The organism is Rhizobium sp. YAF28 (assembly GCF_052113285.1).
Classification (GTDB): Bacteria; Pseudomonadota; Alphaproteobacteria; order Rhizobiales; family Rhizobiaceae; genus Rhizobium.
Genome location: NZ_JBFRCX010000001.1, coordinates 531,449 through 546,584 on the forward strand (window position 1 = coordinate 531,449; position 15,136 = coordinate 546,584).

Below are 15,136 nucleotides of genomic sequence, written 5' to 3' on the forward strand. Positions count from 1 at the left end.
AATGCATCGGCTTGAGATCGGAAAGGGCCCGCGGTTTTCCAACCGCGGGTTTTTCTTTTGAACAATTTGGCGCCTGCGTCGTTTTCCAACCATGTCCAACAAAGGAGAACCGTGATGGATTGGAACCGTGTTGAAGGTAACTGGAAGCAGGTGAAGGGCAAGGTCAAGGAACAGTGGGGCAAGCTCACCGACGACGACCTTGACCAGATCAACGGCCGCCGCGAACAGCTTGAAGGCAAGCTGCAGGAACGCTACGGCCTCGCCAAGGACCGCATCCGCAGCGACGTCGATACCTGGTACAACGGCCAGACCTGGCACTGATAACAATCCGACATCAGAGTATTCCACTCAGAAAGACTTGGCCCCGCTGATGCGGGGCTTTTTTCGTGCTGGTTATCAGCCGCGGCAAAGCGGGTTGAGTCGATAGCCGAATCCTGATCTCCATTGGACATCTTGAAACGGCGCACAACGGATAGACGAGACATGAGTACCGCGGAAAAATCGGACCACTCGAACCCCGAACTGCCCATGGGATATTCTCCGGTTCCCAGGGGCAAGCTTGCAAACGCCGTCACCTGTCTGGAAATGACCGAGAAGCCGCTGCCGAGGGAGATCGGCAACACTGCGGGGCTTTCCCTGGAGAGGATGCTGGCGCCCGATCCGCAGACTTATCGGCAGCTCTTCCGGGCGATCGGTGAGGACTGGCTTTGGGTTTCCCGGTTGGTCATGGCCGATGAGGCGCTGAAAGCCGTCATCGGCGACCCCTTGGTGGAAATCTATGTGCTGCTCTCGAATGGCCTGCAAGCCGGAATGCTGGAGCTTGATTTCCGGCAGCCCGGCCAATGTGAACTGGTCTTCTTCGGGGTCGGAGAAAGCGCCATCGGAACAGGGGCGGGGCGCTATCTGATGAATCATGCTTTGTCCATCGCCTGGGCGCATCCGATCGAGCGACTCTGGGTCCACACCTGCCATTTCGACCACCCGAACGCGCTACCCTTCTATCAGCGGTCCGGCTTCAGCCCCTATGCCTTCATGGTCGAAGTCACGGATGATCCGCGGCTGACCGGAGTTTTGCCGCGGTCGGCGGCGCCGCATGTGCCCATCCTCGAGTAAGGCAATGCCAGGCGGAGAGGGCTCTTCGAAAGTTTCAGGATAGAAGGCTGTAAAGGTTCGTCGGCGCACCGTGGAGCATGACCTGGCCTTCGAAGCCGAAGCCGCATTTCTCTAGAACGCGGCGAGATGCGGGATTGGCCGGGCGCACCAACCCGATGATGCGGCGGGCACTCAGCTCTTCGAAGGCAAAGGCCAGTATGCCGCGAACGAGTTCGGTTGCGTAACCGTGTCCCCAGCTTCCGGGATCGAGATGATAGGAGAGGTTGAGACCCTCGAACTCGTTCGACACGGTGACCCCGCCAAAGCCGATCAGCTCACCATTGGCGATGACTGCAAAGCGGCCGAAGCTGTGTTGTTCCCAATGCGCCATGTCCTTCGCCAGCCGCGCGGCGCTTTCTTCAGGGCTGTCCGGCAGAGGCACGGGCCGGTGCACGACCAGTTCAGGCTTTGCGAACAGCTCCGTCAGAAAATGAAGATCCTCCATCGTCGGTGGGCGCAGCAGCAGCCTGTCGGTGCGGCGCGTCTCATTCATTGGAATATCATTGCCGTCAGCCATTCATGCTCCGCTTGGCAAAGGAAAGGCGCGGGGACAGGGAATAGCGATAACGATGTCCCGCCAGATAGCCTCTTCCTGTTCTCTCGTGCGGCGAAACATAGTCTCTCAACTCATGTAGCCGCCATCCAGCACCAGCGGACTTCCAAGCATGAAGGACGAGGCATCGGAGCAGAGCCACAGCACGCCTTCTGCAATCTCCTGCGGTGTGGCGATGCGGCCGATCGGCGTCTGGGCGATGATGGCGGCCGCAATATCGGCGCTCTTTTTCATAGAGGATTCGACGGGCGGGGTGCCGACCCAGCCGGGGCAGATCGCGGTAATGCGGAGACCCTCGCGGGCATATTCGAGTGCGGCACTCTTCGTCAGCCCGATGACGCCGTGTTTTGCGGCCGCATAGGCCGCACCGCCCGGAAAGCGATAGCCGCGCAGGCCGTCAACGGAGGAGTTGTTGATGATGACACCGCCGCCGTTCTTCTGCATGGCCGGGATCTGATAGCGCATGCAGAGGAAGACCGAGGTCAGGTAGCCGTCGATGGTCTTGCGCCAGGCATCCTCGCCGAGGCTTCCAACCGGTGCGCCGCGTCCGCCGCTGCCGCCATTGTTGAAGGCGTAGTCGATCCGACCATGTTGCTTGACGATGCCGGAGATCAGCCTTTCCACAGACTTGCCATCAGCCACGTCGCATTCAACCCAACTGGCGCTGCCATCCGGCAGGCTGGCAAGCGCCTGTTTTGCGCGTTTCTCGTTGCGACTGGCGATGATGACGGTGGCACCCTCGCGGGCAAAAGCCTGTGCGGTCGCAAGGCCGATGCCGGCCGATCCGCCGGTGACGAGGGCTATCTTGCCCTGCATTTCGGGATAACGTTTTGGGCTGGTGTCAGTGGGCATTCGGCGATTCCATGTTCACACAGTCATGCCATATGAGCGTGCCTTGCGGCTCACTGCAAGATCAGGTGCTCGATGGCTGAAGGGAGGGCGCCATGCATGGCTCAGGGCGTTCAACGCTGCAATCGATTGCTCCCGCTTCGCGGGACCGCATCTCAGCCCCCGGTGACACTCATATGCCGGGCAACGGCCGGGCGCTTGTGGGTGCGGTCGATGATGAAATCGTGGCCCTTGGGCTTGCGCGTGATGGCCTCGTCGATGGCCGCATGGAGCAGGCCGTCGTCTTCGGTGGCGCGCAATGCCGCGCGCAGGTCGGCGGCGTCGTTCTGGCCGAGGCACATATAGAGCGTGCCGGTGCAGGTGAGGCGCACGCGGTTGCAGCTCTCGCAAAAATTATGGGTGAGCGGCGTGATGAAGCCGAGGCGGCCGCCGGTTTCCGCGACCCGGACATAGCGGGCAGGGCCGCCGGTCTGGTAATCGATATCGGCAAGCGTGAATTGCCGTTCCAGATCGGCACGCAGTTTTGAGAGCGGCAGGTACTGGTCGGTGCGGTCTTCTTCGATCTCGCCCATTGGCATGGTTTCGATGACGGTCAGATCCATGCCGTGGCCATGTGCGAAGCGCAGCATGTCGGGCATTTCCGCTTCGTTGAAATCCTTCAGCGCCACGGCATTGAGCTTGATCTTCAGCCCGGCCTTCTGGGCGGCGTCGATGCCTTCCATGACCTTGGCGAAATCGCCCCAGCGGGTGATCTTTCGGAATTTCTCCGGATCGAGCGTATCGAGGGAAACATTGATGCGGCGCACGCCGCAGTCATAGAGCTCCTCGGCGTGGCGGGCGAGCTGCGAGCCGTTGGTGGTGATCGTCAACTCGTCGAGACCGGAGCCGACCTGGCGGCCAAGCTGGCGTACCAGGTACATGATGTTCTTGCGCACAAGCGGCTCGCCACCGGTCAGGCGAATCTTGCGCACGCCCTTGGCGATGAAGGCGGAACAGAGCCGGTCGAGCTCTTCCAGCGTCAAGAGATCCTTCTTCGGCAGGAAGGTCATGTTTTCCGCCATGCAATAGGTGCAGCGGAAGTCGCAGCGGTCGGTGACGGAAACGCGTAGATAGGTGACGGCACGCCCGAAGGGGTCGATCATCGGCGCTGCATCCGCTACCAGCGGCGAGGCATTGCCTATCGTTCCGACTATGGTGTTCACGTCAATCTCCGTACTCTCCTTAATGTGGGCATATGCTATTGTGGCGTCAAGGGAAACAGCTTTCGGCGCCACGGCAAATTACGCTTGCGCCGAAAAAGATCAGCGCCTACTCCTCGCAGAAGAAGAGGACATAACGATGAGCGATATCTGGCCCACCGAACTCCGGGTTTCGAAAGACCGCCAGAGGCTGGTGGTAAGCTTCAATGACGGGCAGAGCTTCGATCTCTCGGCCGAGCTTCTGCGCGTGCTGTCGCCCTCGGCCGAGGTTCAGGGGCATGGGCCGGGGCAGAAGGTCACGGTGCCGGGCAAGCACAATGTCGCCATCATCTCAATGATCCCGACAGGCAATTATGCCGTGCGCATCGGCTTCGACGACATGCACGATACCGGCATATATACCTGGACCTATCTGCGCGAACTCGGTGAGCGCGGCTTCGAGCTTTTCTCCGCCTATGAGGAAGAGCTGAAGGAAAAGGGAATGAGCCGCGACGTGGCGGAAAAACCAAGATAATCTTCAATATCAGGCGAAGGGGCGACGAGGGGGCACATGACGGAAACGCATAAAAAGAGCTGGCTGCGAGCCCACGGGCATACCGGCAGCAGGGTCACATTCCTGGAACTCTTCTTCGATCTCGTTTTCGTCTTTTCCATTTCACAGCTGTCGCATGCGCTCTTTGCGCATTACACGCTGCTGGGCGCCGCCGAAGCCGCACTGATGATGTTTGCCGTCTGGTGGGTGTGGATCTTCACCGCCTGGGCGACGAACTGGCTCGACCCCGAGCGCATGCCGGTGCGATCCTTGCTGATCGTGATGATGATGCTCGGCCTCATTCTTTCGGCCTCCATTCCCGAAGCTTTCGGCGAAAAGGGCCTGCTCTTCGCCTCAGCCTACTTACTGATGCAGGTCGGCCGCTCGGCCTTCACTGCCTATGCGATGCGGGCTGCAGGCCGTTCGGCCACGCTCAACTTCGTGCGCATTACCGCCTATTTTGCCGTTTCCGGCATATTCTGGATCGCTGGCGGGCTGCTGGAGCATGAAGCACGGCTGATCTGCTGGGTCATCGCGCTCGCCATCGAATATTGCGGGCCGGCGCTCTCCTTTGTCGTGCCTGGCCTCGGCAGATCGAATGCGGCGGAATGGGATGTTTCCGGCGCGCATATGGCGGAGCGTTGCGCGCTTTTCATCATCATCTGCCTTGGCGAAGCGATCCTGGTGTCCGGTCGCACCTTCTCCGAAATGGAATTCTCCGCCATGACCGGCGTGGTTTTCCTGATCGGTTTCATTGGCACGGTCGCCATGTGGTGGCTCTATTTCCGCTTCGGCCATGAGCGCGCGGCGCACCGCATCGAGCACACGGATACGCCTGGCAGTATCGCACGGCAGGCCTTCACCTATGCGCATATTCCTGTTCTCGCAGGCATCATCGTGCACGCTGTGGCGGTGGAATTCATGTTCGAACATCCGCATGAGACGGGCAGCCTCGCCATTGCCGCTTCCGTGCTCGGCGGCTCCGGCCTCTTCCTGATCGGAAATCTCTGGTTCAAGGGCGCCACCAGCGGCCGTCTGCCGCTTTCCCATCTCGCCGGCATCGTCATCCTGATCCTCTGCGCCTTCTTTGCGCCGTTCATACAGGTCTATGTAATGGGCATTCTGGCGGCGCTGGTGCTGATTATCGTGGCGGCCTGGGAGTACAAGTCGCTGACGCGGGCGCCGGCCGGGCCGGCGTTGCATTAGAGAGTCCGGCATCGCAAAAGGTCATGCATCACGCAGAAACTCCTGCGGTGTAACGGCAAGCCCTTCCAGCCAGCGATTGCCGCGCTCGTATAGAGCTTCCACCTGTTTGCCCTTCAGGCCCGGCATATCGCGCTTTACACGATATCCGATCTGCTCCTGTATATAGGCGAGATGCCGATATCCTTCCGGAAATGCCTGCAGCACCTCTCGGTCGATCCCGAGTATATCGGCGGGCGAAAGAGGATCGATCCTGTCTTTCTCATAGATCGGCTGCCGGATGACGATTGCCCAGCGGTCATTTCTCTTTTCGAGGAAGTCGTAGAAGCGCCCGGTGCAAACCACGTCGCAAGGGCAACCGTGAACCGATGCCCGCTGGGAGATCGTCATCTTGGTCTGAGCTATCGCCCGATGCGCTCTGATGTCGATCGAACTGCCGCCGAGAAAATGGAGGATGCTTACGCCTTTGTTCCAGCCATCCCGGCTGACACGGATAAACTCCGTTGCAGGCCCTTGGAACCAAGTCGCCATCATCCAGGCGTCGTCGTGCCATACGGTCTGGAAACGCTCCCAATGACCGGCATCCCGCCAGATCGCCCAGTTCTGAAGAAGCTCGTTTATTGCAAGCTTGTCATCCCATGCCGGCATCTTCACTACCCCCGCTTGTGTGCTGCAAGCCTCGAAGATAGCTCCGGGCTCAATCCTCGTCACGCAGATCCTGCAGCAGCACGGTGATGATGCGCTCCATCGAGTCGGCGGTCGCCATGCATTGCTCGATCGGCTCGTCCGAGAGCACACGGTCGATGAGGCTGGTCTGGATGGCCATGGCTTCCTCGCTCAGCTTTCGCCCCTCCGGCGTCAGATAGAGGCGCAGCACGCGCTTGTCGCGCTCGTCGTCGCGGCGAAGGATCAGGCCGCGCTTTTCCATCTGTGGCAGGAGCATGCTCATATTGGAGCGGCCGACCAGCAGCTTACGGGCCAGCTCCTGCTGCGAAATGCCTTCGAAGCGGTAGAGATTGACGAGAATATCGAGATGCGGGGGCTTGATATCGAGATCGGAAAGCGAGCGCGCCAGGGATTGTTGCATGAGCTGGCAGGCGCGAGCCACCGCGATCCAGCTGCGAAAACGCGGATGATCCCAGGGTAGGGATTGATTTTTGTTCATCGTTGTACTTTATTGTTCAGTGTTGAACATTATTGGAATCCCATCATGGCAAAATTTGCGCTTGAGGTCACCCGCCTCGGATTTTCGCTCATGCAATCCGTTTCTCCGCGTCTTGCCGGCGAAGCGGCCTTCCGGCTGTTCTGCCGAACGCCATCCGTCAAGCCGAAAGGCGAGAAAGCGAAGGCGGCGCATGCGGCGGGTGTTGCCAGGCTCGCAGGCGCGGAACGCTTCCTGCTGCCGGTCGCGGGTAAGCGCCCCCATGCCTACCGGCTGAATGGCGGGGCGCTCGGCCGGCGCAAGCGTTACCTCGTCACTCATGGCTGGGGCTCCGGCATGGCCTATATGGCCGATCTGGTGACGACGCTGGCGGATACCGGCGCGGAAGTGATCGCGCTCGATTTTCCCGGCCACGGTCGCGCTGGCGGACGCTTCCTGCATATGGGGCTGGCGGTCAAGGCGATTGCAGCGGCGGAAGCGCGCTTCGGCCGCTTCGATGCCGTCATCGGCCATTCCTTCGGTGGTGCTGCGCTCGTGGTCTCGGCCTCCGCCATACTGCCGGATGTAAAACCCGTCTCGACCGAGCGCATGGTGCTGATCGGCTCGCCCAGCGAGATGCAATGGCTGTTTACCGATTTCGGCCGGATGCTGCGGCTGAAGCCGGCCGCGCAGGCAGCGCTCGAGGATGTCGTGCAGCGTGTCACCGGTCGCAGACTTGAGGATTTCGACGCGGGAAAAACGGCCGCAGGCATCGGCAAGCCGGTGCTGGTCATCCACGCCGAGGACGACAAGGAAGTCGGTGCCTCCCATGCGCGGCGTTATGCGGCCTCGGGCGGGCAGGTGCGGCTGTCCTGGGCGAACGGTTTTGGCCACCGGCGCATCATCTCGGCCGCCCCAGTTCTTGACGAAGTCGCGGCATTTCTGGCTGAGGGAGACATCAAGAAACCTGCTGAGATCATTCCGATTTTTGAGCTTCCGGCGCGCCGCGCATCGGTGTAGCGTCCGGCCGGTCGCGGGGCAGGCGGCCGCCAACAGGACGGGGTAGCGATGAAGATCATCAGCAGTATCGAAGAGCTCAACGAAATCTATGGCGCGGGCCTGTCGCAGGCATCCGTCGACAAGGTGACGAAACGGCTGACACCGCTCTATCGGCATATGATCGAGATCTCGCCCTTTACGGCGCTTGCCACAGTCGGCCCGGAAGGGCTCGACTGCTCGCCGCGCGGCGATATCGGCGGCGTGGTGCGTATCATCGACGACACGACACTGCATCTTCCCGACTGGCGCGGCAACAACCGCGTCGATTCGCTTTCCAACATCGTGCGCGATCCACGCCTGTCGCTGATGTTCCTCATTCCCGGCTCGAATACCGTGATGCGCATCAACGGCCGCGGCGTGGTGTCCAACGACGAGGCGCTGCTTTCGAGTTTCGAGATGGATGGCAAACATCCGCGCACGGTCATCGTCATCAGCATCGTCGAGGTCTATTTCCAGTGCGCGCGTGCGGTGATGCGCGCCGAGCTGTGGAATGCGGAGCACTTCGTCGACCCCGCGAATCTGCCGACGCCTGGGCAGATGCTGAAGGATGCGGTGGGGGATTTCGATCATGAGACTTATGATCGGGAATGGCCGGTGCGGGCCGCCAAGACGATGTGGTGAGGTGAGGGTAAGGCGGGGTTTTTAGAGGGTCCGAACCGGCCAAGCGATAGCACCGAATTGGGCAGCCTCTAAGCCGCCACTCTCCTCGGAAAGAGCACAGCGTCCGGCGCCGTCCTGACCCCATCGACGACAAGCGGCGTCCCATAGACATCAGGCACCTCAATCCCAAGCCTTGAATGCAGTGCCTCCGCCGAGCGCGGCAGAAACGGCAGGAGGCAGCGCGCAACGACTGCCAACCCATAAACCTGCTCCGCGAGGCAACCACCAAGACGATCAACTGTCGCCTGCCGTTCTTCGGGCGTGATGTCACCAAGTAGCGCCTTCGCATCCGCCCATGGGGCACGCTTCGCAAAACGACGGTTCGCCTCGCCGACAAAAGCGAAGATATCAGCAAGACCGACATGCAGCTCATAGGTATCGAAAGCCGCAGCCACCTTCGCTGGAAGCCGCGCCGCCTCCTGTGTAAAATCGCTCTCCTGCAGCGGAGGAACGACCCCACCGAAGGCAGATGAGACAAGCGCCAGCACCCGGTTGGCGAGATTGCCGAGCTGGCCGCCGAGCTCTCCTGTCCAGGCGGCTTCCAGACGCTCAGCCGAGAAGTCGCCATCATCGCCCGAGCGAATATGCCGGAGCAGGTAATAGCGCAGGGCATCCGGCGTGCCATAAGCATCGATGACGCTATTGGGGTCGATGCCATTGCCGGCGGATTTGCCGATCTTTCTGCCGTCGACCGTCACATAGCCATGCACCAGGGTCGACGACGGCGGCGGCAGGCCTGCCGAGAGCAGGATGGCCGGCCAGTAGATGGTATGGAATTTCGAGATGCCCTTGCCGACGACGTGGATGCGCTCACCGCTGGCGGTCCAATAGCGATTGAAGAGCTCCTCATAGGTGCCGTAGCCGAGCCCCGTCAGGTAGTTGGCCAGCGCATCGAACCAGACATAGACGACTTCATCGCTATCAGGCACGGGAACGCCCCAACCGCGCGCCCGCTCGGCGCTGCGCGAGACGCTGATGTCGTCAAGGCCTCGACGCAGCAGCGCCAGCACCTCGTTGCGCCGGTGGGCCGGAACGATGGAGAGTTCACCGGTTTCGATCAGTTGCAGGATGCGGTCGCCATAGCGCGAGAGGCGGAAGAACCAGTTCTCTTCCCGGACGAGTTCAAGCGGGACGCCGTGCTCAGGGCAGCGGCCGTCAACGAGGTCCGAGGGCTCGTAGAACTGCTCGCAGCCGACGCAATAGAGGCCTTCGTAGGCTTTGCGATAGAGGTCGCCATTGTCGGCGCAGGCGTTCCACAAGGCATGCACGCAGGCGACATGCCTCGGGTCGCGCGAGGTACGCACGAACTCGTCGTTGGAAATATCGAGGCGTGTCCCGAGCCGCTCGAAGCGGTCGGCGTTGGCGTTGACGAAATCCGCCACGGGCAGACCGGCGGCTTCGGCCGAGCGGACATTCTTCAGGCTGTTGTCATCGGTGCCGCACTGGAAGCGCACATTGCGGCCGAGCAGGCGGAAATGGCGCGCATAGGCATCGGCCTGCACGAGTTCGAGCGCAAAGCCCACATGCGGGGCGGCGTTCACATAAGGGATCGAGGTGGTGATATAGGTGTCCGGCTTGTTCATCGGTTGATCCTTTCGAGGCTGTTTGCCCGCGAGACGGATCGCCAAATGAAAAGACCGCCTCAAGGGCGGTCGCTGGTGCATTCTGGACGCACGAAACCCGCCACGCTATGAGCGCGGCATCATCATCGCTGAGGTGCTGATTGCGGTTCTGTCCATGGAGAAGTGGTATCATTTGGGGCCGGTTTGGACAAGCGGGCTGTTTTCGGCGCGTTGTCAGCTATGCTGCGCTGGCTTGATGGGATTGCGTAGAGGACGCGATGGCGATGGAAAGCGTGAGAACCGGTGGCTGCGCGTGTGGCGCAGTCAGGTACGAAGTCGAAGGCGAGCCGTATCAGTCCGGGCTCTGCCACTGCACAAAATGCCGGAAGCTGACCGGTTCCATCTTTTCGGCAACGGCGAACTGGCATGGCTCGAAGTTCAAGATGGACGGCGAGATCAGCATCTACGACAAACGGTCGTTCTGCCCGATCTGCGGCTCGCGGCTGTTCTTCATGCTCGATGACGCCGTCGAAGTCTTTATCGGCACCCTGGATCAGGCACCGAACGACATCCACCCCATGGTCGAGGTCTGGACCATCCGCCGCGAACCCTGGCTGCCACAGGTTCCAGGTGTCCGGCTTTATGATGAAGACGAGCACGCGGCGTCAGATTGGTAGGCACGCTGGTCGTCAGTAAAACGTCGATTTGAAGGGAACGATCGCCGAGCCCATCGCAGCGGCGTCGCCTGATATGTCTGACACGATGAGCTTGGGGTGTGGACGGGCGACGCCGTAGCGCGGGCGGCCGAAAAGTTCGGTGCGTTCGCTCAACATCTGCGCCAGTCCCGGTGGTACCTGGCCGCCGAAGACGATCGCCTGCGGGTCGTAGATCGCCCAAATGGCGTTGACGAGACGGTTATAGGCGGGCGTGATCTCGTCGACCCATTCCACCACGCCCGGCCATTTCGGATCGAAATTCCTGCGCAGATACGGGATCGACGGCACGTCAATATTGTGGCGCTTGAGCCTCTCCAGAAGCAGCTGCAGGGCGGGGCGGCGGCCAGTCTCTTCGTCGTCAAACATCCCCGAGAATTCCCCGGCATTGCCATTGCCGCCGAGTAGCAGTTCGCCGTCATGTATCAAGCCGCCGCCGAAACCGTAATTGAAGCTCAGATAGGCGAAGTGCTTGATGAAGCGGCCGGCGCCGAACATCGCCTCGGCGACAGCGCCGGCGCTGCCGCCGTTCAACAGCCAGACGGGCTTTTTGAAGCGATCGCTCAGAAGCGGCCCAAGCTCGATCAGCGACCATTCATGCAGCGGCATCGAGGCATTGTATTTTGTCCCGGAGATCAGAGCGCCGGCAATACCGAAGCCGATGCCGAAGAAAGTCTCGTCATCGAGGCCGTTCAGCTGCTGCAGTTCGGCAATGCGTGCTTGCACGCGATCCAGCGCCTGGTTCATGCCCAGCTCCCTCAGCGAGATGTCGCTTTCGCCGAGCACATTGCCTGACAGGTCCACCAGGCAGATGTCGACCACGTCGGAATTGACGGAAATGCCGATCGAATAGGCGTGGCGGCCGTTGAGCCTGAGCATCGGGCTCGGCTGGCCGCGGCCGAGGCCGGGCTTCGGGGACCCCAGAGAAACGATGCCGCGCTCGACGAGCTGGTCGATGATGCGATGGACCGATTGCTGGGTCAGATCCGTATGGCCGGTGATCTCGGATCGTGACAGGCCGGGATTGCGCCAGATGAGCTTCAGCAGGCTGCGTTCATTCGCGGAAACGACAATTTCCTCTCCCGGACGCCGGAATCGGGATGCAATCAACGGTTCTGGAAAATAAGGCATGACGCACCTCGAATATACCACAAAAGTGTAACTGTAACGCAGATGGCAACCGCAGGTGCTTGCATAAAGGGCTTCTCGCCCTCAATCAAGTCGGACCACGTCATCGATTTGTTACACATAAAGTGTATTAAGCCGGCCGTTCACGATCCGGACGCTGATCCGGCGGGTCTTAAATTCAGGCGAGGGCAAAATGAAGATTTCCATTCTGGTGGCTGCGGCCGCCCTGATGACGGCTGCGTGCTCTTCTGCGCAGGCTGCCAATTTCGAATTCTGGTACGGCAATACGGGGAGCGTCGAGAAGGCGATTCTGGCACAATGCGACGCCTTCAATGCGTCGCAGTCGGCCAATCACGTCACCTGCGTCGGGCAGGGCAGCTACGAAGTTTCCATGCAGAAGGCGATTGCCGCCTACCGTTCCAACAAGCATCCGGTGCTGATCCAGTTCTTCGATGCCGGCACGCTCGACCTGCTGCTGTCGGACGCCGTCGTTCCGGTTCAGGACGTGCTGCCCGATGTCGACTGGAACAATTACATCAAGGGCGCGCGCTCCTATTACGAAACGTCAGGTGGCAAGCTCTATTCGCAGCCCTACAATTCCTCGACGCTGCTCTTCTACGTCAACAAGACCGAACTCGAAAAAGCCGGCGTCACCGAGATGCCGAAGACCTGGGAAGACATTATCGAGGCTGCCCGCAAGCTGAAAGCTGCCGGCAACGAGTGCCCCTATGTCACCAATGGCGAGCCGTGGTCGATGTTCGAGCAGTTCTCCGCCCGTCACGGCCTGCCGATCGCTTCCAAACACAATGGCTATGACGGTCTCGATGCCGAATATGTCTTCAACACCACTTTCTTTGCCAAGCACCTGCAGAACCTGATCGACTGGCGCAAGGAAGGCCTGGTGAAGATCGCCAGCGATACCAAGGCCGGCAATTACACCGCCGCCTTCAATTCCGGCGAATGCGCCATGATGGAAAATTCCTCCGGCTCCTACACGGACTCGTCCAAGGCCTTTGCCGGCGAGTATGAACTCTCCGTCAGCCTGACGCCGATGTACAAGGGTTACGAGCGCCACAACACCTTCGTCGGCGGCGCCTCCATCTACATCATGAAGGGCCATGACCAGGCCCAGATCGATGGCGCCAAGGCCTTCCTCGATTTCCTGCGCAAGCCCGAACAGCAGATGTTCATGACGGCTTCGACCGGCTACGTACCGGTCACCAACGACGTGCTCGATGCCATCGCCAAGAGCCCTGATGCCGGCACCACCAAATATGCGACGGCGGGCGTCGGCATCGAATCCATGAACGAGCCCGGCACCCCCGACACCCGCGGCATCCGCCTCGGCTTCTACGTGCAGTTCCGCTCGATCCTAATCGAAGAAACGCAGAAGGCGTTTGCCGGCACGCAGACCGCACAGGCATCGCTCGACAGTGCCAAGAAGCGTGGCGACGAGCTGCTGCGCCGCTTCGAGCAGACCTACAAGACGGCAAAGCTGCCCTGATCTATCTCCGGTGCGGCGCTCCCCCGTCGCCGCACCGGCTTTTCTCGAAATGGACATGCGTGATGTCGTCGGAATCCTCGCTTTTCAGCCATCGCTGGCTGCCGCTGCTGCTTGCCGCACCCTTGCTGCTGCTGATCCTCATCTTCTTCTACGCGCCGATCATCCAGGCCTTCTACTGGTCCTTCTTCCTGGAAAGGCCGTTCGGCGGCGGGTCGGAGTTCGTCGGCTGGGATAATTTCCGCCGGGTGCTTGCCGATCCGGAATTCTGGGATGCCGGCTGGCGCACGATCCTCTTCATGGTCTTCGCCTCGTCGCTGGCGGTCGCTCTGCCGCTGATCCTGGCGGTGGCGGCCGACCGGAAAATCCGCCTGTCGCTGACGGCCCGCAACGTGCTGGTCTGGCCGAAGGGTGTGGCGGGCGCCTCGATCGGCGTCGTCTTCGCCTTCATCTTCAATCCCTTCGTCGGCATTCTGGCGCCGATCAACCATTTCTTTCCGGGCGCCTGGGCGCCGGGCCTCAATGGCACCGATGCTTTCATCACGCTGATCGTCGCCCACGTGTGGGGCGGCATTCCCTTTAATTTCGTCATCCTGCTCGCCGGGCTGCAATCCATTCCGCGCACCATGTTTCAGGCAGCCGCCATGGATGGCGCTGGGCCATGGCGGCGCATCTTCGATGTGCAGCTGCCGCTGATCATGCCGCAGCTCTTTCTGACGCTGGTGCTGGAATTCACAGAGAGCGTCACCTCGGCCTTCGCGCTGATCGACACGATTACCAAGGGCGGACCGGGCGGCTCCACCAATCTGCTCGTCTACAAGATCTATACCGACGGCTTCAGCGGTTACGATCTCTCCGGCGCGTCCACCCAGACGGCCATCCTGATGGTCTTCGTCGTCATCCTCACCGCCGCGCAGTTCCTGCTTCTCGGCCGCAGCATCAATTACGAACGGTAAGGGCCAGCCATGATCGAAAACGCTCGCTCGCTCAATTTCGCCGCCAGCGCCATCCTGGCTGTCGGTATCATCTTCATTCTCGGGCCGCTCTACCTGACGCTCGCCAATGCATCGCAACCTTATGAATTCCTGCTGCGCAACGGGCTTGCCTGGTATCCGGGCGACCAGTTCATCGCCAATGTGATGCGCGTCTTCACCGAGACCCGCATCCCGATCCAGATGCTGAACAGCATGCTGGTGGCCTTTTACGATGCCTTCTTTACCTGCGCGCTTTCCTTTCTCGCTGCCTATGCGCTCGTCTATTTCCGCATCCGCTGGGCAGGTATCGCCTTCGCGGTGATCCTCGCGACGATCATGCTGCCGATCGATATCCGCGTCATCACCACCTATCAGTTGGCGGCGAACATCTTCTCGCCACTGAATGCGCTGCTCGATCTCACCGGCGCCAATGCGCTGATCGAAAGCCTGTTCGGCGCACCTGTTCATCTCGAACTCAGCGTGCTCGACACGCATTTCGGGCTCGTGGCACCACTGGTTGCACATGGAACCGGCACCTTTCTGTTCCGGCAGTTCTTCCGCACGCTGCCAGCCGATCTCTTCAAGGCGGCGCGCATGGATGGGGCAGGGCCGATCCGCTTCCTCTTCCATATCCTGCTGCCGATCTCGCTCAGCAGCTTTGCAGCGCTCTTCGTGCTGACCTTCCTCAGCGGCTGGACACAATATCTCTGGCCGCTCGTTGCCGCCTCCAAGCCCGAGATGACAACGGCAGTCGTCGGTCTGGCGCGGCTCGCACCCGACATGGAAGGCGAAATCCCTGATTTTCCGATGATCATGGCTGGTGTCGTGGTCGTCTCGGTCATTCCCCTTGCGATGATTGCGCTGCTGCAGCGTTACCTAGTGCAAGGCCTTGTTCTTTCGGAGAAATGAC

Annotated in this window: 17 protein-coding genes; 10 read left to right on the plus strand and 7 right to left on the minus strand. The window is 60.7% G+C overall.

Going from position 1 to position 15,136, the window contains the following annotated elements:
* The first annotated feature begins 114 nt into the window (after positions 1–114).
* Both AB4Z13_RS02805 and AB4Z13_RS02810 read left to right on the plus strand, forming a co-directional pair.
* Positions 115–321 (plus strand): CsbD family protein, encoded by a 207-nt coding sequence (locus tag AB4Z13_RS02805; RefSeq protein ID WP_113321602.1) that lies wholly within the window; start codon positions 115–117, stop codon positions 319–321.
* 162 nt (positions 322–483) lie between these two features.
* Positions 484–1,113: a GNAT family N-acetyltransferase gene (locus tag AB4Z13_RS02810; RefSeq protein ID WP_442205758.1), complete on the plus strand. Its 630-nt coding sequence runs from the start codon at positions 484–486 to the stop codon at positions 1,111–1,113.
* A gap of 34 nt (positions 1,114–1,147) precedes the next feature.
* Here the strand turns inward: AB4Z13_RS02810 and AB4Z13_RS02815 are convergent, their stop codons facing one another.
* The 3 genes from AB4Z13_RS02815 to moaA all read right to left on the minus strand — a co-directional run bounded on the left by AB4Z13_RS02815 (position 1,148) and on the right by moaA (position 3,756).
* Positions 1,148–1,669 (minus strand): GNAT family N-acetyltransferase, encoded by a 522-nt coding sequence (locus AB4Z13_RS02815; protein ID WP_442205759.1) that lies wholly within the window; start codon positions 1,667–1,669, stop codon positions 1,148–1,150.
* A 105-nt stretch (positions 1,670–1,774) separates the two neighbouring features.
* Positions 1,775–2,557, minus strand: a complete 783-nt coding sequence (locus AB4Z13_RS02820; RefSeq protein ID WP_442205760.1) for an SDR family NAD(P)-dependent oxidoreductase — start codon at positions 2,555–2,557, stop codon at positions 1,775–1,777.
* 152 nt (positions 2,558–2,709) lie between these two features.
* Positions 2,710–3,756: a GTP 3',8-cyclase MoaA gene (moaA, locus tag AB4Z13_RS02825; RefSeq protein WP_442205761.1), complete on the minus strand. Its 1,047-nt coding sequence runs from the start codon at positions 3,754–3,756 to the stop codon at positions 2,710–2,712.
* Positions 3,757–3,892: 136 nt separating this feature from the next.
* Here moaA and AB4Z13_RS02830 point away from each other — a divergent pair, with 136 nt between their 5' ends.
* On the plus strand, positions 3,893–4,267 hold the full coding sequence (locus tag AB4Z13_RS02830) for a gamma-butyrobetaine hydroxylase-like domain-containing protein (protein ID WP_442205762.1): 375 nt from the start codon (positions 3,893–3,895) through the stop codon (positions 4,265–4,267).
* Positions 4,268–4,303: 36 nt separating this feature from the next.
* Positions 4,304–5,491 carry a low temperature requirement protein A gene (locus tag AB4Z13_RS02835; protein ID WP_442205763.1) on the plus strand — a complete coding sequence of 396 codons (1,188 nt, stop codon included), beginning with the start codon at positions 4,304–4,306 and terminating at the stop codon, positions 5,489–5,491.
* A gap of 21 nt (positions 5,492–5,512) precedes the next feature.
* Here the strand turns inward: AB4Z13_RS02835 and AB4Z13_RS02840 are convergent, their stop codons facing one another.
* Both AB4Z13_RS02840 and AB4Z13_RS02845 read right to left on the minus strand, forming a co-directional pair.
* Positions 5,513–6,136, minus strand: coding sequence for a nuclear transport factor 2 family protein (locus tag AB4Z13_RS02840; RefSeq protein WP_113321608.1), 624 nt, complete (start codon positions 6,134–6,136; stop codon positions 5,513–5,515).
* Positions 6,137–6,185: 49 nt separating this feature from the next.
* Positions 6,186–6,653 carry a MarR family winged helix-turn-helix transcriptional regulator gene (locus AB4Z13_RS02845; RefSeq protein ID WP_439015184.1) on the minus strand — a complete coding sequence of 156 codons (468 nt, stop codon included), beginning with the start codon at positions 6,651–6,653 and terminating at the stop codon, positions 6,186–6,188.
* Between the two features lie 45 nt (positions 6,654–6,698).
* On the opposite strand from AB4Z13_RS02845, the gene AB4Z13_RS02850 reads away from it, so the two are divergent.
* Both AB4Z13_RS02850 and AB4Z13_RS02855 read left to right on the plus strand, forming a co-directional pair.
* A complete protein-coding gene (locus tag AB4Z13_RS02850) occupies positions 6,699–7,649 on the plus strand; it encodes an alpha/beta hydrolase (protein ID WP_439015183.1) in 951 nt (316 codons plus the stop codon).
* A 48-nt stretch (positions 7,650–7,697) separates the two neighbouring features.
* On the plus strand, positions 7,698–8,309 hold the full coding sequence (locus AB4Z13_RS02855) for a pyridoxamine 5'-phosphate oxidase family protein (RefSeq protein ID WP_439015182.1): 612 nt from the start codon (positions 7,698–7,700) through the stop codon (positions 8,307–8,309).
* Positions 8,310–8,377: 68 nt separating this feature from the next.
* Here AB4Z13_RS02855 and metG read toward each other — a convergent pair whose 3' ends face one another.
* Entirely contained in the window at positions 8,378–9,931 is a 1,554-nt protein-coding gene (gene metG, locus AB4Z13_RS02860) for a methionine--tRNA ligase (RefSeq protein WP_439015181.1), read from the minus strand.
* Between the two features lie 257 nt (positions 9,932–10,188).
* On the opposite strand from metG, the gene AB4Z13_RS02865 reads away from it, so the two are divergent.
* On the plus strand, positions 10,189–10,587 hold the full coding sequence (locus AB4Z13_RS02865) for a GFA family protein (protein ID WP_439015180.1): 399 nt from the start codon (positions 10,189–10,191) through the stop codon (positions 10,585–10,587).
* 12 nt (positions 10,588–10,599) lie between these two features.
* On the opposite strand, the gene AB4Z13_RS02870 is transcribed toward AB4Z13_RS02865, so the two are convergent.
* Positions 10,600–11,754, minus strand: coding sequence for an ROK family protein (locus tag AB4Z13_RS02870; protein ID WP_439015179.1), 1,155 nt, complete (start codon positions 11,752–11,754; stop codon positions 10,600–10,602).
* 190 nt (positions 11,755–11,944) lie between these two features.
* Here AB4Z13_RS02870 and AB4Z13_RS02875 point away from each other — a divergent pair, with 190 nt between their 5' ends.
* The 3 genes from AB4Z13_RS02875 (at position 11,945) to AB4Z13_RS02885 (ending at position 15,135) form a co-directional block, all read left to right on the plus strand.
* On the plus strand, positions 11,945–13,255 hold the full coding sequence (locus AB4Z13_RS02875) for an extracellular solute-binding protein (RefSeq protein WP_442205764.1): 1,311 nt from the start codon (positions 11,945–11,947) through the stop codon (positions 13,253–13,255).
* A gap of 62 nt (positions 13,256–13,317) precedes the next feature.
* Positions 13,318–14,208 (plus strand): carbohydrate ABC transporter permease, encoded by an 891-nt coding sequence (locus tag AB4Z13_RS02880; protein ID WP_439015177.1) that lies wholly within the window; start codon positions 13,318–13,320, stop codon positions 14,206–14,208.
* Between the two features lie 9 nt (positions 14,209–14,217).
* Positions 14,218–15,135: a carbohydrate ABC transporter permease gene (locus AB4Z13_RS02885; RefSeq protein WP_442205765.1), complete on the plus strand. Its 918-nt coding sequence runs from the start codon at positions 14,218–14,220 to the stop codon at positions 15,133–15,135.
* The last annotated feature ends 1 nt before the right edge of the window (position 15,136 follow it).